Raw genomic sequence first — 23,243 nt, 5'->3', positions numbered from 1 at the left:
TGTACACAGGTTTCGAGTCCGACACAGATCAACTGTGGGAGCGAGCTTGCTCGCGATAGCGTCAGGTCAGTCGACATAGATGTTGGCTGACACTCCGTCATCGCGAGCAAGCCCGCTCCCACAGGTTTTGTGTGTGCCGAGATGACGTAGTTAAACCACCCGCGCCGGATGCTGCTTACGCGGGTCGCCGAGCATGGCGCGGTGGGACGGCGGCTGGCGGCCTTCGGCTTCGCTGATGCCATAGCCAGGGGCAATTTCGGCGGTGATCAGGGTCTGCCCGGACAACGCCATCAACTGCGGATCATTGAGCAAGGCATGAATCACCCGCCCGTTGAATTGCGGGGTTTCGGCGTGGGCCAGGAATGCCTGGTACTGCTCGCCATGCTGTTCGCCGGCAATCTTCGTGCGTTCGGTCAGTTGCGGGCCGAGCCACAGCGACAACGCCGCCACGCCCTGCCCTTCGAAATCGATCGCCATGTCCGCCGCCAGCTTGTCGACGCCGGCCTTTTGCGCGCCGTACGCCGGGCCATGCATGTAGCACCCGGCACCGAACGACGAAGTGAAGCAAATCAGCCCTTGTGCACTTTTGAGCAACAGCGGCGCGGCGTAGAAGCTGGCGATGTAGGCCGAGCGCAGGCCGACGTCGAGAATGCGCACCAGGTCCAGCGATTTAGCCCAGAACGGCCCTGGCTCGATCAACTGGTCATGGATGAACGCGGCGTTGTTCACCAGCAGATCCAGATGCCCGCACTCATTTTCCACACGGGTAAACAGCGCCTGAACCTGCGCGTCATCGGCGTGATCACAGACCACCGCGATACCGCGCCCACCGGCGTCGGTGATCGCGGCGGCGGTGTCCTCCAGCGAGCCGCGCAAGGCATGCCCGTACAAATTCGACCCGCCCTGCGCCGGGGCGCGACCGGTGACATACACCGTCATGCCCGCCGCCCCAAGGGCCAGGGCAATACCCTGCCCGACTCCGCGACTGGCGCCGGTCACTACGGCGATCTGTGGACGCTGGTTGTTCATTCGACACTCCCGAACAAGGTTTTCGCCGAAGCGGTTTCGCTCTGGCGCTTGATGTGATTGGCGGCCAGGTAACCGAAGGTCATGGCCGGGCCGATGGTCGAACCGGCACCCGGATAGGTGCGGCCCATCATCGAGGCGGCGCTGTTGCCAATGGCGTACAGGCCGTTGATCGGTTCGCCGTCTTCATGCAACACCTGGGCGTGCACGTCGGTCAGCAGGCCACCCTTGGTGCCGATGTCGCCGGCGTCGATGCGCACGGCGTAGAACGGCCCTTTGAGCAACGGCGCCAGGCACGGATTGGGTTGCACGTTCGGGTCGCCGTAGTAGCGATCGAACAGTGATTCGCCCTTGTGGAAATCCTCGTCGACGCCCTGCACGGCCATGCCGTTGAAACGCTGCACGGTGCGCAACAGCCCGCCAGCGTCGACGCCGATTTTCGTCGCCAGTTCTTCCAGGCTCGACGCCTTGTGGAAGTAATCACGCAAATGCTCGGGCAATTGCCAATCGCGCTGGGCATAGCCCGGCAACAAGGCGCCGCACGGGTATTTGCGGCGGAACTCGGCGTCGAACACCATCCAGCACGGCACGCTCGCGGCGCCTTCGCGGTTGTTGGCGTACATCGCGTAAACGATATCGGTATAGGGCGCGGCTTCGTTGACGAAACGCTCCCCCGCCGCGTTGACCATCACGCACCCCGGCAAGGTGCGTTCAACGAACAGCGCACGCTGTTTTTCTTCACCCTTGACGTAAGTGGTCGGCGCCCACCAGCTGTGCTCCATCAACGCGGTCCGAGCACCGATGGCCTGGCCGGCGCGAATACCGTCGCCGGTATTGTTGGGTGGCGTGGCACTCCAGTTGGCCCTGGACGGCTGCGGCAGGTACTGCTCACGCATTGCCTGGTTACGCTCGAAACCACCGGCGGCGATGATCACCCCGTAGCGCGCCTTGACGTTGAGCAGCTGACCGTTGCGATTGACCCGTGCCCCGCCGACCCGGTCGCCGACCAGCAGCAGCTCTTCGAATGCACAGTTGAGCCACAGCGACTTGCCGCGATCCTGCAACGAACAGCGCAAGGCACCGATCAAGGCATTGCCCAGGGTCAGGAAACGGTCGCGACGGGATAAACGCCGCCCCTCGCGATCACGCCAGTAGCGCCACATCACCCGCAGGGTCAGGCGCAACCAGCCGGGGCCACGGCACAGCAGCACTTGCGCCTCTTTCATGGTCATCGCCATGCGCCCCATCATCAGGGTGCCGGGGGACGGTGCGCGCATGCGCAAAAATTCTTCGCCGAGTTCGGCGGCATCGAACGGTTGCGGATCCATCGAACGATAGCCCGGTTTTCCGCCCTCGACTTCCGGGTAGTAATCGGCGTAGCGCGGTTGCGCCTCGAAGCGCACGCGGGTGTGTTGTTCCAGGTACTCGACCATCTCCCGGCCGTGTTCGACATAGGCTTCGATGCGCCCATCGTCGATCTCGCCATGGGTCACGGCGCGGATGTAGGCAATCGCTTCGGCCGCCGAATCACTGCCGCCGATGGCGTTGATCCGGTGATTGTTGGGGATCCAGATGCCGCCGCCGGACACCGCCGAGGTGCCGCCGTACTCGCCGCTCTTTTCGATCAGCAACGCATTCAGGCCCAAGTCGTGGGCGCGCAGCGCTGCGGTCATGCCCCCGGCTCCCGAGCCAATCACCAACACATCACAGCACTCGTCCCATTTGATCCCGGCAGCGTTCATGCGATCACCCTTGTTCAGCGCCCATCAGGCAGAAACCGCCACCGCCGGATCTTCGCCCGGTGCAGTCGGTCTCGGGATTGTTCGCCCCGTGCGCCGGGTGTTCATCGTCCGATAAGACTAAGGCCAGGACTGCGCCCGCCCCGTACAAATCGCTTAGTCCGCTTGGACGATGTTGCGCGCAAGTCGTGACTCCATAGTCGCCCACAGCACCAATCACTCCCCTGAAATGCAGGTCGGGCAGGTCTGACCTGGGCCATGAGGACGACATGATAAAAACAATAATCGCCCCACCAACACAGCACCCTCGCACACAGCTTGTTCTATTGATGCTGGCTGGTGGACTTAGCGCTCACGTTAACGCCATGAGCTTTCAGCCAAGCGAAGACTTGAGCATCGACTGGGACACCACTCTGACCTACAGCCTCGCCTGGCGGACCGAGTCTCGCGATCACAAGCTGACCGCCAATGCCAACGGCAACGACGGCGACAACGCGTTCGACAAAGGCAGCCTGATCAACAACCGCAGCGGCTTTCTCACCGAAGCCAACATCAAGTGGCAAGACGACTACGGCGTGTTCGTCCGGGCGACGGGCTTCTACGATAACGTCTACGATCAGGACAACGACAACACCACCGGCACTTCCAACTGCTTCGCCGGCGGCCATTGCAGCAAACCCGACCGTTTCTCCCAGGACACCATCGACCAGCATCGCAATGAGTTGCGCATGCTCGACTACTACGCCTATGGCACCTGGGACGTGAGCGGCCATGCCCTCAACGCGCGCCTGGGTAATCAGGTGGTGAGCTGGGGTGAAAGTCTGTTCTATCCGGGTATTTCCGCGGCCCAGAGCCCGGTGGACGCGACCAAGGCGACCACCCCGGGCGTCGAGGTCAAGGAAATCCTGCTGCCGGTCGGCCAACTGTTCACCCAGTTCGCCCTGACCGAAAGCCTGGGTATCCAGGCCTACTACCAATACAAGTGGGAGAAGACCGAGCTGTTCGGCGTGGGTAGTTACTTCTCCACCACCGACTTCATCGACGAGGGCGGCTTCAACGACGCTTCCGGTTTCGTCACCCGCCTCAAGGACGACAAGCCGAGCGACAGCGGCCAGTACGGTGTGGCCTTCACCTACGCCGCCGAGTCACTAAACAACACCGAGTTCGGCCTCTTCTACTCGCGCTATCACGACAAGACACCGTCGCTGGACTTTGCGACGAACCTGGGCCGCTACCAGGTGCGCTACTTCGACAACATCGACCTGTTCGGTGCGAGTTTCGCCACGGTGCTGGGCGATGTCAGCTGGGCCGGTGAAGTCAGCTACCGAGACGGCACGCCAGTGATGGTCGACAACGGTTTCTCCAGCCCCGTGCGCGGCAAGACCATACAAGCACAAACGTCGATGATCTACGTGCTCGGCCCGACCTCCTTCGCCGACAACACCAGCCTGACCGGCGAGCTGGTCTACAACACAGTGGTCAGCAACGACGAGTCGCAGCCAGTGACCCTGGCCCCTGGTTTCGCGCTGCCGGGCACCGACAGCCTGGTCTATGACCGCGATGCCTGGGGCTACACGGTGCAGGCGAACTTTGACTACAACGACGTGTTCAGCGGATGGGACATGTCGGTGCCTGTCACCTTCAGCGCCGCCGCCCACGGCGACAGCTCGATGGTCGGCTCGATCAACGCCGGCCAGAACGATAACCGCGCCAGCATCGGCAGTTCGTGGCGCTACCTGGGCAACTTCACCGTCGAGGCCCGCTACAACGCCTACCTCGGCAGCGCCAACAACAGCCCGTTGGCCGACCGCGACAACGTCGCGCTCAACTTCAAGTACCGGTTCTGATTCCCCTGTCGGAGGAGCACAGCATGTCCAGATTCACCCAAACATTATTGAGCACTGCGCTGACCGTCGGCCTGCTCGGCAGTGGCCTGGCCTACGCCAAGGTCAGCCCCGAAGAAGCCGCCCGCCTGGGCCAGGACCTGACCCCGATGGGCGCCGAAAAAGCCGGCAACGCCGACGGCAGCATCCCGGCCTGGTCCGGCAAATGGCGCGGCCTGCCACCAGGACTCAAATACGCCGGCCCCGGCACGCCGTACCCGGATCCGTACGCCGCGGAAAAACCGCTGTTCGTGATCGATTCGAAGAACATGGACAAGTACGCCGACAACCTGACCGATGGCCAGAAGGCGCTGTTCAAGCGATACCCGGATACTTTCAAGATCCCGGTCTACCCGAGCCACCGCGACTTCCGCCTTGATCAGCGCCTGGAAGACCAGATCAAGAAAAACGCCGTCACTGCCGAACTCGAGAATGACAACAACGACACCAAAAACGCCTGGGGTGCCTCGCCGTTCCCGATCCCGAAGAACGGCAGCGAGTTGATGTTCAACCATACCTTGCAGGGGCGCGCCAACACTGAAGAGGCCAACTACGGCCAGGCGGTGGTGTACTCCAACAAGGAAAAGGTGCTGGAAGAGGTCAACTACAAGATCTTCTCGATCTGGTCGAGCCCGGACAAAACCCTGGAGGCCGCGAACGGTGTATCCACCCACTTCCTGCTCACCACCCTGGAACCGGTGCGCAAGAAAGGCGAGATCGTGGTCGGTCACGAGTTCATCAATCCGACCGCCTCCCCGCGCCAGGCCTGGCAGTACAGCCCCGGCCAACGCCGGGTACGTCGCGCGCCGACCGTGGGTTATGACTCGCCGACCGGCGCGGGAGGTTTTCGGGTGTACGACGAAGACCGCTTGTTCAACGGTGCGCCAGACCGCTACAACTGGACCATCGTCGGTAAGAAGGAAATCTACATTCCGTACCACAACTACAAGATCGACGACCCGAGCGTAACGGCCGACCAGATCCTGGACACCACCGGCCACGTCGATCCGCAGTACATGCGCTACGAGAAACACCGCGTCTGGGTGTTGCAGGCCAACCTCAAGGAAGGTGCCCGCCACGTATACGCCAAGCGCGTGCTGTACCTGGACGAGGACACCTGGTCCGCGACCATGGCCGACAATTACGACAGCCGTGGCCAGTTGTGGCGCACCAACATGCAGACCTCGATCTACGCCTATGAGATGCAGCGCTACCACGCTCGTCTGGGCATCTACCACGACCTGATCGCCGGCTCTTACCTGGTTGACCGCATGCTGATCGATCAAAAGCCGGCCAAGCTCAACGCCACCGCCTTTACTGAAGACGAATTCACTCCTGGCAACCTGCGCAAACTCGGCACCCGCTAAACTCACCGCGCCCCGACCGAATCATTCGGTCGGGGCGTTGTGCTTTGTAAAAACCGCTGCGCCCACGGAAGACTTCACCATGAACAAACTCCTCACCGGCATCATCGCCATGGCCAGCGTTGGCCTGTCGATGCAAGCCAACGCCCTGAACATCCTGCTGACCAACGACGATGGCTGCCGCGCGCCCGGCATCGATGCGATGTACCGGGCGCTGACCGCCGCCGGGCACAAGGTCACCCTGGTCGGCCCGTTGAACGACAGCAGCGGCATCAGCGCCGCCAGCGTGGTCGTACCCGGCCAGGCCCTGGCGGTGACCGAACTGGCGCCAGGCAAATTTTGCGTCGGGCCGCCGCAGGACTACACTCCGCCCGCCGGCAAGACCTCCGCCATCGGCACGCCGGTGGATGCTGTCAACGTCGGCCTCGACGTGATCCTCAAGGATTCGCCGCCAGACCTGGTGGTGTCAGGCAGCAACTTCGGCGAAAACGTCGGCCCGCTGACGCAGATGTCCGGCACCCTCAACGCCGCCGTTCGCGCGATGTTCAAGGGAATTCCGGCGGTGGCGGTGTCCACGGGTATCGACATGGACCTGATCATCCGCGACCAGCAGGCCGGTTACCGCAAGACCCTCGGCGCCATGGACGACACGGCGCGCTTTGCCGTGAAGGTCATCGAACAGGCGGGCCTGGCCGGTACAGACGCCAAGCAGGCCTGTGCCAGGAACAAACATCAGTGTGATTTGAACGTGCTCGGCCTGCCGGGTGTCAGCGGCCTGAACCTCAACTACCCGCCCCTCAAACCCGATGAAGTCAAAGGCGTGCGCTTTGCGCCGATCGGCAATTGGGATCGGGTCAACTTCACCTCCCAGCGCGGCGCCGACGGCGTGGTCCACGTCAACCTGGCCGCCCCGTCGACACCGACCGAAACCCAGCAAAAGGCCGATGCCTATCAACTGTGGCAAGGCCACGTGGTGATCACCGTGATCGACGGCAACATGACCGCACCAGAGGCGATGCAAGATCAGGCGAAGAAGATATTGCGCGGGGTCAAGCCTTAAGCAAGCACGGAACGGTGTTAATCACAAAACCATTGCTCGCGATGAGGCCGACACATTCACCATCGATGTCGACTGACAGTCCGCTATCGCGAGCAAGCTCGCTCCCACAGGGTTAGCGGGTGTGCACAACATCTGCGGCTATCCAAAAATCATTGTGGGAGCGAGCTTGCTCGCGATGAGGCCGGCCCAGTCCACATCAATCTCGCCTGACAGACCGCCATCGCGAGCAAGCTCGCTCCCACAGGGTTAGCGGGTGTGCACAACATCTGCGGCTATCCAAAAACCAGTGTGGGAGCGAGCTTGCTCGCGATGGTGGCTACGCGGTTACGGATCAAACCCAGATCGCATCCCACAACGGATAGTCGCCAAGCTTCTCAACCAACCCAGCCCGCAACGGGTTAGCGACAACATATCGAGCAAGCTTGACCAGGTCCTCATCCCGCCTCAACGCCCGATCGTGATAGCCCTGCTGCCATAGACTGCCTTTACGTCCGACGGACATGTTCACGGCCCGCGTACTCAATGATTTGGTTTTTTGCATCAGCTGACTGAGTGAGCACTGCTGCAACTCGATCAACCAATGAAAATGATCGGGCATGACGACCCACGCTAAAGAGTTCGCCCAGTATTGTTCCTGTGCATACTGAAATTGCTTGACGACCAGCCTGCCCAAACCGAAATCCTTGAAAACCGGTTCTCGATCCAGCGTATTGCTCGTCAACAGGTAAACCCTGTTGGGCTCGGCATAGCGGCCGATGCGCAGACGAAATGAAGCAGGTAAATCAGGCATTCCTTTGCCCTCTCCATGGTGAATTCAGGAGCAAGGCTAGACCGGTGGATGCTTGGGCGTTGGGTCAACCTTTGACCGGATGTGACCAATCGAAAGCTATCGCGAGCAAGCTCGCTCCCACAGGGTTAGTGGGTGTACGCAACATCTGCGGGTATCCAAAAACCATTGTGGGAGCAAGCTCGCTCCCACTGGGCTTTGTGTTGGCTTCAGACTGCCGGCTGAAACGGCACAAACTCCGTCACTTCCAGATCAAACCCGGACACGGCGGTGTACGGCACCGGCGAACTCATCAGGCGCATTTTGCGCACGTTCTGGTCGCGCAGGATCTGCGCGCCAATGCCCAAAGTCCGTTGCGGAAACTGTGGCGCCCGGTGCTTGCCGCCGCTGCGCTGACGCAGTTGCTCAAGCACGCCCTCGGCGGATTCCTTTTGCGCCAGCAGCACCAGCACACCGCTACCGGCCGCCGCGATACTGGCCAGCGAACGCTCCAGCGTCCACTGTTGCGGCCCGCCTTCGCTTTCACACCCCAGCACGTCACGCAATGTCTCGATGCTTTGCACCCGCACCAACACCGGTTGCGTGCTGTCGATCCGGCCCTTGACCAGCGCCAGGTGCAGCGAGCCCTGGTAGGTGTCCTGATAGGTGGTCACCTGGAACTCACCGTGGCGGGTATGCAGCGGATACTCGCCGCCGCGCTCGATCGTGCCTTCATGCAGGATGCGGAAGTGAATCAGGTCGGCAATGGTGCCGATCCGCAAGCCATGACGTTGGGCGAACTCATGCAACTCGGCACCACGGGCCAGTTCGCCGTCCTCGTTGAGTATGCCCACCAGAGTTGCCGCCGGTTGCAGCCCCGCCAGTCGCGTCAGGTCGCAAGCGGCCTCGACATGTCCGGCCCGCTGCATCACGCCACCGGGCAAGGCTTGCACCGGGAAGATATGCCCCGGTTGCACCAGGTCCGTTGGAACGCTGGCCGGGTCGACCGCCACCTGGATCGACCGCGCCCGGTCCGCCGCCGAGATACCCGTGGACACCCCGGTGGCGGCTTCGATCGAGCGGGTAAAACCCACGCCATGCTGCGCCCGGGAGTTGGGCACCATCAGGTCCAGGCCCAGCGCGCGACAGCGCTGCTCGGTCAGGGCCAGGCAAATCAGCCCGCGTGCCTGCACCGCCATGAAAGTGACGGCTTCGGCCCCGGCCTGTTCGGCGGCCATCAGCAACGAGCCTTCGCCGTTGTGTTCGTCGTCGGTGATCACCACCATCCGACCGGCGCCGATGGCCTCGATCAGTTGCGGTACCGTGTTGAAAGCCAGGCCGTTCATTTGAGCGCCCCGCGCAGGTCGGCTGCCGCATCGGACAAGGCATGTGCCGCCCCTTCGACAAATGGCGCCATGCTGATAAAGCCGTGGATCATGCCGTCACAACGCTGTACGCGCACAGGCACGCCGGCCTCGCGCAAACATTCGGCCATGGCCTCGCCCTCATCGCGCAACGGGTCGAATTCGGCGGTCATCAGGGTGGTTGGCGGCAATCCCGCCAGGCTCTCGGCACGCAACGGCGAGGCCAATGGGTCATCCGCCTGCCCGACGTCTTGCAGATACTGCTGCCAGAACCAGCGCATCATTGCGGCGGAAAGCAGATAGCTCTCGGCAAAATCTTCGAAGGACTGAGAGTCGCACCCCGCATCGGTGACCGGGTAAAACAGGCACTGATAGCTGATCTTCGGTCCTTGGCGTCGTGCCGCCAACTGACTGACCGCCAGCGCCAGATTGCCCCCTGCGCTGTCTCCGGCCACAGCCAGCCGACTGCCATCGACGCGCAGTTCAGCCGCGTGCTCGACCAGCCAGCAGGTGGCCGCATAACAATCGAGAGGCGCAGCGGGGAACTTGCTTTCCGGCGCCAGTCGGTAGGCGACCGACACCACCACCGCTTCGGTCTGGCGGGCCAGCGAGCGGCAGAGATTGTCGTGGGTATCGAGGTTGCCCATGACAAACCCGCCACCATGGAAAAACACCAGCAACGGCAGGTCGGGTTCTTCCGATGGCCGGTACAGCCGTGCGTCCAGTTCACCGTCCGCGCCGGCCACCCGCAAGTCGCGCACTTCGCTCATCGGATCGCCGGGGATGGCCGGCAGCAGGTTGTCGGAGAACTGCCGGTACTGAGCGGCATCGACCTGGCTGAAATCGGGCTCGGGGATGTCGCGAAACTGCTGGAGCACCCCAGCGATCTGCTTATCGAGCGGCATGGGCATCGTCCTCTACGTCGGCCATTTGAAACTGCGGATTGGTCTCGCCCAGGATGCTTTGTACCCGGCGCTCAAGGGCCGGCTTGAAACCCTTGTGAGGCAGAATCCAAAAGCGTTTTTGCGCGATGGCCGCGAACACTTGCGCGGCCAGTTCCGCCGGGGTCATGCCCTGGCGAATGGTGCTATCGAGCAGTTGGCTGAAGTCGGATCCGGCGGTGTCCACCACCTGGTTCGACGCCATGATTTCACTGGCCACCGGCCCCGGGCACAGCACCGAAACCGATACCGGCGCACCGATCATGGCGAGTTCGTAATGCAGGGTTTCCGAGAGCGCGACCACCGCCTGCTTGGTCACGTTGTACGGCGCCATCAGCGGACTGCTGACCAGCCCGGCAAGGGACGCGGTGTTGATCACATGGGCTGCCCGGCCCTGACTGAGCAGCAACGGCACAAAGCTGCGAATGCCGTTGATAACGCCGTTGAGGTTGACGTCCAGCATGCGCTGCCATTGCGCCTCGGTGATTTCCCAGCTGAAGCCGGTTTGCATCACCCCGGCATTGTTGAATAGCAGGTCGACCCCGCCGAAGTGCTCGACAGCCCGGTCACGCAAGCGCTCGACCTGTTTCACATCACCGACATCGGTGACGCAGGCAATCGCTTGCACACCGCTGGCCTTCAATTCGTCGCACAGGGCTTGCAGGCCCGCTGCATCCCGATCCGCCAGCACCAGGCGCATGCCCAGTGTCGCTGCGTGTTCGGCCAGGCCACGACCAATACCACTGGCGGCCCCGGTAATCACCGCTACCGGCCCTTGTTCATTACTCATCGCCAACTCCTGCCATGGGTCCAATGGCGCCAGTAGAGCGGGCCTACTTAAAGCAGCCATCGTCCATTCAGACGATGCCCGCTTTTACAGGGGCGGCAGAATCCGTTACATGCGCCAACCCCGTGATCCCTTGGGAGAATAATAAGATGAGTACCCTGCACCGCATCGAAGCCAAACTGCTGGAAGACCGCTACGCCCGCGGCTGGCATTGCCTGGGCCTGGCCGCGCAATACCGCGACGGCAAGGCCCATCGCCTGGAGGTGTTCGGCACCCGTCTGGTGGCGTTCCAGGGCGAAGACGGCGAGCTGCATATTCTTGATGGCTACTGCCCGCACATGGGCGCCGACCTGAGCACCGGTTGCGTTGAAGGCAACTCGATCCGCTGCCCGTTCCACGCCTGGCGTTGGGGTGCCGATGGCGTGTGCGATGACATCCCCTACGCCAAGCGCATCCCGCCACGGGCCAAAATCAAAAGCTGGCCGATCATGGAAGAGAACCAGTTGCTGTTCGTCTGGAATGACCCCGAAGGCAACCCCCCGCTGCCGGAACAACGCATTCCGCGCATCGACGCCTGCTACAGCGACGAATGGGCGGCGTGGGAAGTCGCTGAGCTGCAGATTGACACCAACTGCCGCGAACTGATCGACAACATCGCCGATATGGCGCACTTCGGTACCGTCCATGGCGCGCCGGTCGACGAGTTCATCAATATTTTCCAGGGCCACCTGGCCACCCAGATCATGCGCGCCCGCAGCGAGCGCCTGTCCGGCGACAGCGTGCTGACCACCGAGGCCACCTATTTCGGCCCGGCCTATCAGATCACCGAGATGAACGGTGCCATGAACGGCCAGCCGATCCACTCGATCCTGCTCAACTGCCATGTGCCGGTCGACCTCGACAGTTTCACCCTGCGCTACGGCGTGCTGGTGAAGAAGATCCCGGGCTTGAGCGAAGAGCAGAACCAGGCGATGGCCAAGGCCTACGTGGCGCAGGCGCAGGCAGCCTTCTACGAAGACGTGGCCATCTGGCACAGCAAGACCCGCGTCGATAACCCGCTGTTGTGTGACGGCGACGGTCCGGTCTATCAGTTGCGCCGTTGGTACGAGCAGTTCTACACCGACGTCGAGGCGCTGTCGGCGGACGTTGCCGAACACAAGAAGTTTGTCGTGCGCGCCAGCGAACGGGTCTGACGCCAGCGGTTTTTCGCCCGTCATGGGCCTGTTCGGCAGCCGCCGGTCAGGCCCTGAGCCCGAGCGTTGCAAGGAGCCGATACCGGCGCTTATTCTCGGCCACCGCCAACGCTAATAATAAAAACGGTTTTTCCCTATGCAGCAGAGCCTCAGCCTCGATACGTTCAGTGATTTGATCGGCAACCTCTATCAGGGTCCGCTGGAAACCATTCCCTGGGCTACTTTTCTCAATCAGCTCAATGTGCATCTGAACAGCAAGTACGTGACCTTCATCCTGCGTCCGCCCAGCGCCCACGTGGACGGCTTGATGGTCAACACCACCGGCACCTCGACCGAGGCGACCGCGTCGTACAACAAACACTTTTTCAGCCTCGATCCGTTTGTCGACCTGCCCAACCGCCAGGTGGTGACCCTCGCCGAGTTCGTCTCCAACGACGACTGGCAGAATTCCGAGTTCTACAAGAACTTCCTTGAACCGGTGGACGTGTTCCACATCCTCGGTGCCGACATCAACACCGTCGACGGCGCCCAGTGCCGCATTCGCATCAGCCGCGGGCGTGACGATAAGCCGTTCGGCAATGAAGAAAAGGCCATGCTCACGCATTTCATTGCGCACCTGGAACGTTCGATCAAGATCCACATGCAGCTCAACCGCATCGAAGCCGAACGCAATCTGTACGCCGGTGCGGTGAACCAGATGGCGGTCGGCACGATCATCCTCGATGAGGCCGGCAAGGTACTGCAGACCAACCAGGTCGCCGACCGACTGATCCAGGAAAAGGACGGCATCAAACTGGTCAACGATGGCCTGCAGGTCGGTACGGCCCGGGACACCCAGGAGTTCCGTCGCCTGGTCAAGCAGTCGCTGCTGTCGCAAAAAAGCAGCAACCCATCGGTGGTCGAAGCCCTGCGCGTGCAGCGGCCGTCCGGCAAAGCGGACCTGGGGATCATCGTGCGCTCGGTGCCATTGACCGACTGGAGCGAAGGCAAGCAGTGCCCGACCGTGGTGATTTTCATCAGCGACCCGGAGCAACAATCCACCGCACCGCAGGAAATCGTTCGCGCGCTGTTCGACTTCACCCCGGCGGAAACCCAGCTGGCGATGTTGCTGGCCAACGGCTTGACCCTCGACGAAGCCTCGGAGGAGCTGGGCATCAGCCGCAACACCTCGCGGGCACACCTGCGCTCGACCTTCTCCAAGACCGGCGTGACCCGCCAGACCATGCTAGTGCGCCTGATCCTGCGCAGCGTGGCGACCCTCGGCTAGCCCTCATTGCCGCCCTCGTCCGCTTGGACGATGGCGGCACCCGTTGCACAGCGCACAGTGTCTTTATCCCAAACAGGGGACTGCCCCATGCGCAACTGCCCAACCATCCTCAAGACTGAACTGCTGGCGCAAAGCGGCCACTTTCAGATCGAAGCCCTGCACCTGCAATTCAGCAACGGCCAGCAGCGGGTCTACGAACGCCTGCGCGGCACCGGTTATCGCTCGGTGATGCTGGTGGCGATGCCCGATCCAGAGCATGTGCTGTTGGTGCGCGAATACGCGGTCGGTGTGGAAAAAACCATTCTCGGCCTGCCCAAGGGCGGCGCCGAGCCCAATGAAGACTACTTGCAGGCGGCGCAGCGCGAGCTGAGCGAAGAAGTCGGAATGCGCGCCGAACGCCTCACTGAACTGGGCGAGCTGACCCTGGCACCGGGGCACTTGTGCCACCGCTACCGGGTCGTACTGGCCGAACAACTGAGCCCCTGCCAACTCGAAGGCGACGAACCCGAACCCCTGGAATGCCTGCGTGTCCCCCTGGCGCAAATCCCCGAACTGGTGGCCCGCGGTGAACTCCACGAGGCCAGGGCGATTGCGGCGCTGTTCATGGCAATAGGCGCCCTCGCCCGACGAACCTGACACCACACCGGCACATCCAACACCCATGTCGCCTGATAGGCCGCTATCGCGAGCAAGCTCGCTCCCACAGGGGATCACGGCCAGGCACAGATCCCAGGGACGCCCAATAAACCTGTGGGAGCGAGCTTGCTCGCGATGAGGCCGGCACATCCAACACCCATGTCGCCTGATAGGCCGCCATCGCGAGCAAGCTCGCTCCCACAGGGGATCAAACACCCACAAGGGAAGGGGCAGCTTCAAATTGGTCGGCTAGTCCATTCGGACGAAGCGACTCGCGCGCCGCCGCCATAACCTGTCTCTACAACAATAAAACCGTGTCGAGACTCATCATGCGCAAAACGACTTGTGCTCTGTTCATCATCCTCTGTGCGGGTGCTTCCACCAGTCTGTGCCAGCTGTTCAAGAACGAAGCCTACCGACCGACCACGGCTTACTTCAGCTGTTCGAGCTCGGCCATCAACTGCTACCCGCCCGTGGTGCGCAATCTGCTGCCTTGAGCACGGTTTCCACCGGCCATAAAAAAACCACCGGATCGGTGGTTTTTTCGTTGCCGCATTAATCAGGTCGGCAGTACACCCCTGGCCCGCGACAGGGTCAGCGCCAGGTCTTCGATCATGTCTTCCTGACCTCCCACGGTTCCGCGTCGGCCCAGCTCCACCAGCAGTTCGCGAGCAGCGATGCCGTACTTCTGCTCGGCACGCTTGGCGAACAACAGGAACGAGCTGTAGACCCCGGCGTAACCGAGTGTCAGTGCGTCCCGGTCGAGGCGGATCGGCTGGTCCATCATCGGCACCACCAGGTCTTCGGCCACGTCCATGATCTTGTACAGGTCGACGCCACTGTTGACGCCCATGCGCTCCAGCACCGCGACGAACACTTCCAGCGGCGTATTGCCCGCCCCCGCGCCAAGACCCGCGACCGAGCCGTCGATCCGTGCAGCACCGGCCTCGATGGCAGCCAGGGAGTTGGCGATGGCCATGCCCATGTTGTGGTGGCCGTGGAAACCGACTTCGGTCCCGGCGTTCAGTCCCGCACGCAGGGCCCCGATCTTTTGCGTCACTTCATCGGGCAGCATGTAGCCGGCCGAGTCAGTGCAATAGATGCAATTGGCGCCGTAGCTTTCCATCAACCGCGCCTGCTCCAGCAGTTTTTCCGGGCTGACCATGTGCGCCATCATCAGGAAGCCAACGGTGTCCAGGCCCATCTTCGCCGACATGCCGATGTGCTGGCCGGACACGTCCGCCTCAGTGCAGTGGGTTGCCACACGAATGGTCGACACGCCGTGTTCGTGGGCCATCTTCAGGTGGTCGAGGGTACCGATCCCCGGCAACAACAGGGCCGAAACCTTGGCCTGTTTCATCTTCGGAATCACCGCTGAGAAGTATTCCTCGTCGCTGTGGGCCGGGAAACCGTAGTTCAGCGAAGCACCGCCCAGGCCATCGCCGTGGGTGATTTCGATCAGCGGCACACCGGCCGCATCGAGACCGGTGGCCACCGAGACCATTTGTTCGATACTGATCTGGTGCTGTTTGGCGTGCATGCCGTCGCGCAGACTCATGTCATGCAGACGGACGCTCTTACCTTGCAAATTCATAGCGATTCTCCACTCAACGGGCAGGCAATTGCAGGGTGCCCTTGTGGGCTTCTTCGGCGAACATCTCGGCCGTGCGCAAACCGGCGGCGGTCATGATGTCGAGGTTGCCAGCGGACTTGGGCAGAAAATCGCCGAGGCCTTCGACCTCGATGAAAATCGACACCCTGCGCCCGTCGAACACCGGCCCGTTGATCAGCTTGTAGCCGGGCACATAGCGCTGCACTTCACGGACCATCTCCAGCACCGAGGTGCGGATTGCATCCTGGTTCGGCTCGTCATCGGTCAGGCAATGGATGGTGTCGCGCATCATCAGCGGCGGCTCGGCCGGGTTGATCACGATGATCGCCTTGCCGCGTCGGGCGCCGCCGATCTTCTCCACCGCACCAGCGGTGGTGCGGGTGAACTCGTCGATGTTCTGCCGCGTGCCCGGGCCCACCGAACCGGAAGAGACCGTGGCGACGATTTCGCCGTAGCTCACTGGCTGCACCCGCGACACCGCCGCCACCATCGGGATGGTCGCCTGGCCACCGCAAGTGACCATGTTGACGTTCATCGCCAGGCTCGACGCGTGCTCCTTGAGGTTGACCGGCGGCACGCAGTACGGACCGATGGCCGCCGGCGTGAGGTCGATCATGATCACCCCGAGTTCGTTGAGCTTGCGGCTGTTTTCCGCATGCACGTAGGCCGAGGTGGCATCGAAGGCAATGCGAATGTCATCGTCGAGGACGTGAGGCAGCAAGCCATCGACACCGCCGGCGGTGGTTTTGATGCCCATTTCCCGGGCACGCTTCAGGCCTTCGGATTCAGGGTCGACGCCAACCATCCACACCGGCTCGATCCATTGCGATCGGCACATTTTCATCAGCAGATCGGTGCCGATGTTGCCCGGGCCGATAATGGCCGCTCTGAGTTTTTTGCTCATGGGGTCAAACTCCAAAAGTCAGGCGCAGAAAGACACCCGGGCACTGCCCAGGCCATCAATGGTCAGTTCAAAACGGTCACCGGCACGGGCCGGTTCCAGCGGTACCAGCGAGCCGGACAGGATGATTTCCCCGGCCTTGAACGGAATGCCGAAGGCGCCCAGGGTATTGGCCAGCCAGGCCACCGCCGTCAACGGGTTGCCCTGCACCGCCGAACCCAGGCCTTCACTCAGGGGCTCTGCGTTTTTGAACACACGCATGCGCAAATTCGGCAGGTCCAGTTCGCGCGGATCCACCTTGCTGTCGCCCAACACAAACACTCCGCAAGAAGCGTTGTCTGCGACTGTGTCCTGGATGCGGATGCGCCAGTCGTGAATCCGTGAGTCGACGATCTCGAAACACGGCATCACGTATTCGGTGGCGGCCAGCACGTCGGCTTCGGTGATGCCGGGGCCGACCAGGTCATGCTTGAGCTTGAAGGCGATCTCGCCCTCGGCACGGGGCTGGATCAGTTTGTTGGCGGACAGGGAAATTTGCGCATCGTCATCGAACGACATCTGCCGCGTGATGAAGCCGAAATCCGGCTGATGCACATTAAGCATCTGCTGGACCGCCGCCGAGGTCACGCCGATTTTCTTGCCGACGATCTGGTCACCGGCCGCCACCCGACGTTCAATGGCGTACAGGGAAATGTGATAGGCGTCTTCGATGCTGATCGACGGCCAGCGCTCGGTCAGCGGCGCCAGGGTGGAGCCGCTGAGCAGCGCCTGATAAAGCTCTTCGCCGAACTCACGGCGCAATTGCACGCTCATCCACGGGCCTCCTGAAAAAACGCCAAGCACTGGCGGTTGAAAAAGTCACGGTGCTCGACCTGGACCCAATGCCCGCACTCGCTGAGCATCACGAAACGTATTTGGGTGCAGTGTTCAAGCATGGTCTGGGCACCGGAGGACGGGCAGAACTTGTCGTTCATGCCCCAGAAACCGAGGATCGGGCACTGCAATTCACCCAGGCGCGACGTCATGTTCGGCACCTGCATGGTCGACAGCACGCACACCGGTTGCTGCTTAACCACGGCGACGCGCTCGTTCACCGTTTCGTCGCTGATCAGGGTTTCGTCGAACAGTTGCAGGGCCAGCAGGCGACGCATGCCCGCCGCATCGTTCAGCTCACCCTTGGCGAAAGCCGCGCCCATTTTCTGGATGCCTTCCATCTGCAGGTAATACTGTTCTTTTTCCATCAGGCCACCGGGCGCCATCAGCACCAGACGGCTGATACGCTGCGGTTGGTCGAGGGCCAGTTTGATCGCGATCGCGCCGCCCAGGGAGTTGCCGACCAGCACGCAACGCTGGATGTCGAGGGCATCGAGCAAACCGCTGAGGGCGGCGACAAAGAAGTCCAGGGTGTAGAGGGTGTCGGGCTTGTCCGAAGCGCCGTAGCCGGGCAAATCCGGGACGATCACCCGGTAACCGGCTTCGGCGAACAGCGGGTAGTTCTGCTTGAAGTTGCTGTGACCGCTGGCGCCCGGCCCGCTGCCATGGATGAAAATCACCGGCTCGCCGTTGCCGGTGTCTTGCCCGCCGATGTCTTTGTAGTGCAGCTGCAAACCATCCGGCAGCGTAACGAAGTGCCCTTGCGCTGAAGCGCCCATAAGGTGTCCTCCCGGCCTGTTGTTGTAGCCGGATTATTCCGACGGGTCGGGCCATCAACATCGTCCGACAGGACTACGCGCCTGTACTTGTAGGAGCGAGCTCGCTCGCGATGGTCGTCAACGATGACGCTGGATACCTGACACCCCGCGGTGCTCTCAGGTCCATCGCGAGCAGGCTCGCTCCTACAGACAATCTCTAGTCCCTTTGGACGTTGGCCTGCCGGGGTTGCAGACCTAGCATCGGTTACATTCCCGAGCGACTGAATGAGACACCCCCATGCTTGATCCAATGGACTTTCGCGGCAAAGTGGTACTGGTCACCGGAGGTGGCAAAGGTGTGGGTCGCGGCATCAGCCAGCGCTTTCTGGACTGTGGTGCCGAGGTGGTGATTTGCGGTCGCGAAGCACCACAAACCTTGCCGGCCAGCGCCGGGCGCGAGGCGGTGTTCGTGGCCTGCGACCTGCGGGATGTCGAGCAGTCCGGGCGCTTGATTACGCAGATCGTCGAGCGCTTCGGCCGCCTTGATGTGCTGGTCAACAACGCCGGCGGTTCGCCGAATGCCGACGCCGCCACGGCTTCGCCGCGCTTCAGCGAGGCAATCATCCGCCTGAACCTGATTGCGCCACTGAACCTGTGCCAGCAGGCCAACCAGGTGATGCAGGCCCAGGCCGACGGTGGCGCGATCATCAACATCTGCAGCGTCAGCGCCACCCGCCCTTCCCCAGGCACCGCCGCTTATGGCGCGGCCAAGGCCGGCTTGCTCAACCTGACGACTTCGCTGGCGGTGGAATGGGCGCCCAAGGTGCGGGTCAACGCCGTGACCGCCGGGCTGATTCTCACCGAGCAGGCGGCCATGCATTATGGTGACGACGCGGGCATTGCCAGGGTGGCCGCGACCATTCCGTTGCAACGCCTGGCGACCCCGGAGGATATTGGCGATACCTGCCTGTACTTGGCATCGACATTGGCCCGCTACGTCAGCGGCGCGGACATCGCGGTGCATGGCGCGGGCGAACGCCCGGCATTTCTCGATGCGGCTCAATCCCATCCATAAGAGGACTTTCGACATGCCCGTAGCCAGCCACAGCGTTGTGCTGAACCTCACGCGACAAGCCGCCTGGACCAAACTGCGCGACCTGAGCCTTGCCCCGCACTATGTACCAGGCCTGACCGGTTGCCAGTTTCATCCTGGCGCAACGGAAGGTATCGGCGCCAGTCGCCGGGTGTTGCGCAAGGGCGGTCAGTATCTGGATGAAAGCGTGGTGCAGTGGCAGGAAGGCACGGGGTTCGCGCTGCGGTTGCACAAGGGCGGCAATGACTCGCCCTTTCCGTTTCGCGAGGCGAGTTTCAGTTATGCCTTGCAAGCCGAAGGCAACGCGACCCGCATCACTCTGCAAATGAGTTACAGCCTGCGCGGTGGCAAGCTGTTTGAAGGATTGCTGGCCAAGGCTTTCAACAAGGTCGTTCGGCAGATTGCCGAGAACCTCAAGGCCTACTACGAAACCGGCCGAACGCAGAATCCGGATATGGCTGTCAGCACATCCAATATCAATGCTGCCTGATACACCGCCATCGCGAGCAAGCTCGCTCCCACAGGGGATTGAGGGCGCTCGCAATGCCGGCGTCACCACAAAAACTGTGGGAGCGAGCTTGCTCGCGATGAGGTCGGCACATTCAACATTGATGCTGTCTGACATTCCGCCATCGCGAGCAGGTTCGCGCCTACAGGAGCCACCTCTGGAGTGAGCAACCTTCAGGAACGTGCCACTTCCGAGTGAGCGGTAAAACGGGTGGCGACAATCTTCCATTGCCCGGCGATACGCTGATAACGGTCCTGATAGAACCCACCCAACTGCCGCGTCGCCCCGCTCTCACCATCCAGGTTGAAATACCACAGGGCCCAACGGCCCTGGGCTTCATCTTCGCTTAGCACCTCGATTTCCGGGTTGGCGCCGTGATGCAGGTCGATCACCCGCTCATGGCAGGCCAGTTCGCGGTACAGCGCGACAAAACTGTTGCGCTCACGAAAGATCCCCAGCGGGCCGTAATCGATCAGCACTTCACCTTCGGCGAAGCAGTCGGCAATCACCTCGACCTGCTTGAGGTCGCAGGCGTTGAGGTAGCGATGCTTGAGCTGGCGAATATCCTCCAGCGCTTCCAGGCGGGCGATCCGCTGCTCCAGGTTCATGCTGCACCTCGCGTCGTCACATTGACCTCACTCCAGTAGGCTTTCATCGAGCGGACCTTGCCGTCGGTATCGAATTCCATCACGTCGATCACATGCAGCGAGCACGGTTGCCCGCCCCACTCCATGTCGACCCGGAACGGCATCGCGCCGCAACCGTTGAGGGTCGCGCGAACCGGGCCGGTCTGGGTTGCGGAGACTTTCATCGCACCCAGTCCTTCACGGTAAAAACGCGCGATGGCGTCGATGCCCTGCAACGGCGCCTGGCCGACCGGGTCTTCAACGGTGGCGTCTTTGGCATAGAGCGCGAGGATGCCGTCGATGTCGCCGGCATCCACCAACTCCACGTAACGCGCCATTGTCGTCTGGATATGTTGTGCGCTGATCATTCAGACCACCTCGAATAGAGCAGCAGCGCCCATGCCGCCACCGATGCACATGCTCACCACCACGTAACGCAAACCGCGACGCTGACCTTCGACCAACGCGTGGCCGACCATCCGCGCCCCGGACATGCCGAACGGATGGCCGATGGCGATCGCCCCGCCGTTGACGTTCAGGCGCTCGGCCGGAATGCCCAGGGTGTCACGGCAATGCAGCACCTGGCAGGCGAACGCTTCGTTCAACTCCCAGAGGCCGATGTGGTCCATGGTCAGGCCATGACGCTTGAGCAGTTTCGGAATCGCGTAGATCGGTCCGATGCCCATCTCGTCGGAATTGCAACCGGCGACGGCCATGCCACGATAGATCCCCAGCGGTTCCAGGCCACGTTTCTCGGCCATTTTCGCGCTCATCAACACCGAGGCCGACGCACCGTCGGACAACTGCGAGGCGTTGCCGGCGGTGATGAAACGACCCTTGTCGCTCCACTGACCGCCCGGCCACACTGGCTCCAGCGCCTTCAGGCTCTGGAGAGTGGTGTCGATGCGGTTGCACTCATCGCGCAGCAAGGTGACGGTTTCATAACTGGTTTCGCCGGTGGCCTTGTCGAACAGTGCCTTGCGGCTGGTCAGCGGTGCGAGCTCCCGGTCGAAGCGTCCGGCGCTCTGAGCCTGTGCGGTACGCAACTGGCTCTGGTAGCTGTATTCGTCCTGCTCGTCGCGGGAGATGCCGTAGCGCGCGGAGACGATCTCGGCGGTTTCGATCATCGGGATGTAGGCGTGCGGGTCCAGCTCGATCACCGAACCCGACTGATTGCGATACAGGTTCTTGTGCTTGTTCTGCACCAGGGAAATCGACTCCAGGCCACCGGCCACGGCGATGTCGATTTCGTCGCACATGATGCCCTTGGCGGCCATGGCGATACTCATCAGGCCCGACGAGCACTGGCGCTCGACGGCCATCCCGGCAACCGATGCCGGCAAGCCACCGGCAATCGCACACAGGCGCCCCAGGTTATAGGACTGCGTACCCTGCTGCGCGGCGGCGCCGATGATCACGTCGTCCACTTCACCCGGTTCGATACCGGCACGGCGCACGGCTTCGCGCACCACATGTCCGCCCAGTTGCGGCGCTTCGGTGTCATTGAACGCACCGCGAAAGGCTTTACCGATCGGGGTGCGGGCGGTGGAAACGATGACGGCTTCTTTCATGCTGGATTCCTCGAAAATGCTGTTGAAGGTCAGGCCGGGTAATAGCGACTGATGGTGTCGACCACGCAGCCGGGACGCTCCTCGCCATCGATTTCGACGCTGACGCGGATGGTCGCCTGTACGCCGCCCTTCACTTCCTCGACCGCGATCAGTTGCGCACTGCCGCGCACCCGCGAGCCGACGCGCACCACCGAGGGGAAGCGCACCCGCTCACAGCCGTAATTGACGCCCATGGCCAGGCCACGGACCTCGACGATCTGCGGCAAGAACAGATTGACCAGCGACAGGCTCAGGTAGCCATGGGCAATGCAGGCGCCAAACGGGCCGTTGGCGGCCTTGAGCGGATCGACGTGAATCCACTGGTGATCACCGGTGGCGTCGGCAAACAGATTGATTCGGTCCTGACCCAGCAGCAGCCATTCGCTGACACCGAGCTCCTGGCCCACGGCGTCGAACAAGGCCATCGGCGTGTCGAAAATACGTGGCATGGTCACGCCCTCTGGCTGGACACCGACAACACTTCGCCGGTCATGTAGGAGCTGTAGTCGCTGGCCAGGAACATCATCACGTTGGCCACTTCCCAGACTTCGGCGGCGCGGCCGAACGCTTCGTTGGCGGCGAGTTGATCGAGCACTGCCTGGGGCGCGGATTTGCGCAGGAAATCGTGCAGGGCAATGCTCGGGCTGACCGCGTTGATACGGATGCCGTAGTCAGCCGCCTCGACCGCTGCGCAGCGGGTCAGCGCCATCACGCCAGCCTTGGCGGCGGCGTAGTGCGCCTGTTCTTTCTGCGCGCGCCAGCCCAGCACCGAGGCGTTGTTGACGATCACTCCGGCACGCCGCTCCATCATTTTCGGCAGCATGGCGCGGGTCATGCGCATGGTGCCGGTGAGCGTCACGTCGATGACCCGATTCCACTCTTCATCGGCCATGTCCACCAGCAAGCGCGAGCCGCCAAGCCCGGCGTTGTTGATCAACACGTCGACGCCTTGCAGGTCACGCTCGGCGCAGGCGATCAGCTGCTGTACCTGGGCTTCGTCGGCAACGTTGCAGACCTGGCCGAACACGTGTTGCAGCCCGGTGGTTTCGCGGATTTTCAGCACCGCTTCGGCCAACCGGCCTTCATGGATATCGCTGATCATCAGCGCACGGCAGCCTTCTTCGGCGGCACGCACGGCGGCGGAAAAACCGATCCCGGCGCCTGCGGCGGCGGTGATCAGCACCGACTTGCCGCGCAGCAGGCCGCGACCTTCAACATATTGAGGTACAGACATGA

Annotated in this window: 24 protein-coding genes; 9 read left to right on the top strand and 15 right to left on the bottom strand. The window is 62.2% G+C overall.

The window, feature by feature from the left end; all coding sequences use genetic code 11:
* Positions 1-150 precede the first annotated feature (150 nt).
* A complete protein-coding gene (locus AC1RP7_RS12350; protein WP_492625473.1) occupies positions 151-1,029 on the bottom strand; it encodes an SDR family NAD(P)-dependent oxidoreductase in 879 nt (292 codons plus the stop codon).
* Entirely contained in the window at positions 1,026-2,768 is a 1,743-nt protein-coding gene (locus AC1RP7_RS12345; RefSeq protein ID WP_493180732.1) for an FAD-binding protein, read from the bottom strand. Before AC1RP7_RS12345 ends, AC1RP7_RS12350 begins: the two co-directional genes overlap by 4 nt.
* 266 nt (positions 2,769-3,034) lie before the next feature.
* On the opposite strand from AC1RP7_RS12345, the gene AC1RP7_RS12340 reads away from it, so the two are divergent.
* The 3 genes from AC1RP7_RS12340 to surE all read left to right on the top strand — a co-directional run bounded on the left by AC1RP7_RS12340 (position 3,035) and on the right by surE (position 7,072).
* Positions 3,035-4,612 carry a DUF1302 domain-containing protein gene (locus tag AC1RP7_RS12340; RefSeq protein WP_057714061.1) on the top strand — a complete coding sequence of 526 codons (1,578 nt, stop codon included), beginning with the start codon at positions 3,035-3,037 and terminating at the stop codon, positions 4,610-4,612.
* A gap of 23 nt (positions 4,613-4,635) precedes the next feature.
* The gene (locus tag AC1RP7_RS12335) at positions 4,636-6,015 is read left to right on the top strand and encodes a DUF1329 domain-containing protein (protein WP_057714060.1); all 1,380 of its coding nucleotides are present in this window, start codon (positions 4,636-4,638) and stop codon (positions 6,013-6,015) included.
* Positions 6,016-6,094: 79 nt separating this feature from the next.
* Entirely contained in the window at positions 6,095-7,072 is a 978-nt protein-coding gene (gene surE, locus AC1RP7_RS12330) for a 5'/3'-nucleotidase SurE (protein ID WP_493180731.1), read from the top strand.
* A gap of 331 nt (positions 7,073-7,403) precedes the next feature.
* On the opposite strand, the gene AC1RP7_RS12325 is transcribed toward surE, so the two are convergent.
* The 4 genes from AC1RP7_RS12325 to AC1RP7_RS12310 all read right to left on the bottom strand — a co-directional run bounded on the left by AC1RP7_RS12325 (position 7,404) and on the right by AC1RP7_RS12310 (position 10,933).
* Complete coding sequence (locus AC1RP7_RS12325; protein ID WP_057714058.1) at positions 7,404-7,862, bottom strand: REP-associated tyrosine transposase; 459 nt, start codon at positions 7,860-7,862, stop codon at positions 7,404-7,406.
* Positions 7,863-8,068: 206 nt separating this feature from the next.
* Complete coding sequence (locus tag AC1RP7_RS12320; protein WP_493180730.1) at positions 8,069-9,184, bottom strand: 3,4-dihydroxy-2-butanone-4-phosphate synthase; 1,116 nt, start codon at positions 9,182-9,184, stop codon at positions 8,069-8,071.
* A complete protein-coding gene (gene lipP1 / locus AC1RP7_RS12315; protein WP_223531817.1) occupies positions 9,181-10,107 on the bottom strand; it encodes a LipP1 family hormone-sensitive lipase in 927 nt (308 codons plus the stop codon). Before lipP1 ends, AC1RP7_RS12320 begins: the two co-directional genes overlap by 4 nt.
* On the bottom strand, positions 10,094-10,933 hold the full coding sequence (locus tag AC1RP7_RS12310; RefSeq protein WP_429521660.1) for an SDR family NAD(P)-dependent oxidoreductase: 840 nt from the start codon (positions 10,931-10,933) through the stop codon (positions 10,094-10,096). Before AC1RP7_RS12310 ends, lipP1 begins: the two co-directional genes overlap by 14 nt.
* Before the next feature lie 146 nt (positions 10,934-11,079).
* On the opposite strand from AC1RP7_RS12310, the gene AC1RP7_RS12305 reads away from it, so the two are divergent.
* The 4 genes from AC1RP7_RS12305 to AC1RP7_RS12290 all read left to right on the top strand — a co-directional run bounded on the left by AC1RP7_RS12305 (position 11,080) and on the right by AC1RP7_RS12290 (position 14,523).
* Positions 11,080-12,123 (top strand): 3-ketosteroid-9-alpha-monooxygenase, oxygenase component, encoded by a 1,044-nt coding sequence (locus AC1RP7_RS12305; RefSeq protein ID WP_057714054.1) that lies wholly within the window; start codon positions 11,080-11,082, stop codon positions 12,121-12,123.
* A gap of 136 nt (positions 12,124-12,259) precedes the next feature.
* On the top strand, positions 12,260-13,390 hold the full coding sequence (locus AC1RP7_RS12300; protein ID WP_057714053.1) for a helix-turn-helix transcriptional regulator: 1,131 nt from the start codon (positions 12,260-12,262) through the stop codon (positions 13,388-13,390).
* An 87-nt stretch (positions 13,391-13,477) separates the two neighbouring features.
* Positions 13,478-14,026 carry an ADP compounds hydrolase NudE gene (gene nudE, locus AC1RP7_RS12295; protein ID WP_057714052.1) on the top strand — a complete coding sequence of 183 codons (549 nt, stop codon included), beginning with the start codon at positions 13,478-13,480 and terminating at the stop codon, positions 14,024-14,026.
* A 329-nt stretch (positions 14,027-14,355) separates the two neighbouring features.
* Positions 14,356-14,523, top strand: a complete 168-nt coding sequence (locus AC1RP7_RS12290) for a hypothetical protein (RefSeq protein ID WP_167362873.1) — start codon at positions 14,356-14,358, stop codon at positions 14,521-14,523.
* Positions 14,524-14,585: 62 nt separating this feature from the next.
* Here the strand turns inward: AC1RP7_RS12290 and dmpG are convergent, their stop codons facing one another.
* From dmpG to AC1RP7_RS12270, 4 genes are read right to left on the bottom strand one after another with little or no spacing between them, the layout of a single operon-like run.
* Positions 14,586-15,620 carry a 4-hydroxy-2-oxovalerate aldolase gene (dmpG, locus tag AC1RP7_RS12285; RefSeq protein ID WP_057714051.1) on the bottom strand — a complete coding sequence of 345 codons (1,035 nt, stop codon included), beginning with the start codon at positions 15,618-15,620 and terminating at the stop codon, positions 14,586-14,588.
* Between the two features lie 13 nt (positions 15,621-15,633).
* A complete protein-coding gene (locus tag AC1RP7_RS12280) occupies positions 15,634-16,542 on the bottom strand; it encodes an acetaldehyde dehydrogenase (acetylating) (protein ID WP_493180729.1) in 909 nt (302 codons plus the stop codon).
* A gap of 18 nt (positions 16,543-16,560) precedes the next feature.
* Positions 16,561-17,352, bottom strand: coding sequence for a fumarylacetoacetate hydrolase family protein (locus AC1RP7_RS12275; RefSeq protein ID WP_057714049.1), 792 nt, complete (start codon positions 17,350-17,352; stop codon positions 16,561-16,563).
* Positions 17,349-18,191 carry an alpha/beta fold hydrolase gene (locus AC1RP7_RS12270; RefSeq protein WP_493180728.1) on the bottom strand — a complete coding sequence of 281 codons (843 nt, stop codon included), beginning with the start codon at positions 18,189-18,191 and terminating at the stop codon, positions 17,349-17,351. The genes AC1RP7_RS12275 and AC1RP7_RS12270 overlap by 4 nt, the downstream gene beginning before the upstream one ends.
* 277 nt (positions 18,192-18,468) lie before the next feature.
* On the opposite strand from AC1RP7_RS12270, the gene AC1RP7_RS12265 reads away from it, so the two are divergent.
* On the top strand, positions 18,469-19,245 hold the full coding sequence (locus AC1RP7_RS12265; protein ID WP_090456762.1) for an SDR family oxidoreductase: 777 nt from the start codon (positions 18,469-18,471) through the stop codon (positions 19,243-19,245).
* A gap of 13 nt (positions 19,246-19,258) precedes the next feature.
* Positions 19,259-19,753 carry an SRPBCC family protein gene (locus AC1RP7_RS12260; RefSeq protein WP_493180727.1) on the top strand — a complete coding sequence of 165 codons (495 nt, stop codon included), beginning with the start codon at positions 19,259-19,261 and terminating at the stop codon, positions 19,751-19,753.
* A gap of 191 nt (positions 19,754-19,944) precedes the next feature.
* On the opposite strand, the gene AC1RP7_RS12255 is transcribed toward AC1RP7_RS12260, so the two are convergent.
* From AC1RP7_RS12255 to AC1RP7_RS12235, 5 genes are read right to left on the bottom strand one after another with little or no spacing between them, the layout of a single operon-like run.
* The gene (locus tag AC1RP7_RS12255) at positions 19,945-20,379 is read right to left on the bottom strand and encodes a nuclear transport factor 2 family protein (RefSeq protein ID WP_154947342.1); all 435 of its coding nucleotides are present in this window, start codon (positions 20,377-20,379) and stop codon (positions 19,945-19,947) included.
* Positions 20,376-20,765 (bottom strand): steroid Delta-isomerase, encoded by a 390-nt coding sequence (locus AC1RP7_RS12250; RefSeq protein WP_090456768.1) that lies wholly within the window; start codon positions 20,763-20,765, stop codon positions 20,376-20,378. The genes AC1RP7_RS12255 and AC1RP7_RS12250 overlap by 4 nt, the downstream gene beginning before the upstream one ends.
* On the bottom strand, positions 20,766-21,968 hold the full coding sequence (locus AC1RP7_RS12245) for an acetyl-CoA C-acyltransferase (protein WP_349735466.1): 1,203 nt from the start codon (positions 21,966-21,968) through the stop codon (positions 20,766-20,768). It lies immediately after the preceding gene.
* A gap of 29 nt (positions 21,969-21,997) precedes the next feature.
* Complete coding sequence (locus AC1RP7_RS12240; protein WP_057714042.1) at positions 21,998-22,456, bottom strand: MaoC family dehydratase; 459 nt, start codon at positions 22,454-22,456, stop codon at positions 21,998-22,000.
* Between the two features lie 2 nt (positions 22,457-22,458).
* Complete coding sequence (locus AC1RP7_RS12235) at positions 22,459-23,241, bottom strand: SDR family oxidoreductase (protein ID WP_057714041.1); 783 nt, start codon at positions 23,239-23,241, stop codon at positions 22,459-22,461.
* Positions 23,242-23,243: the final 2 nt, after the last annotated feature.

It is taken from the genome of Pseudomonas sp. GW822-FHT01E03 (assembly GCF_058802985.1).
Note: the sequence above shows the minus strand (reverse complement) of the source record. Positions and strands in the feature narration are given on the sequence as shown.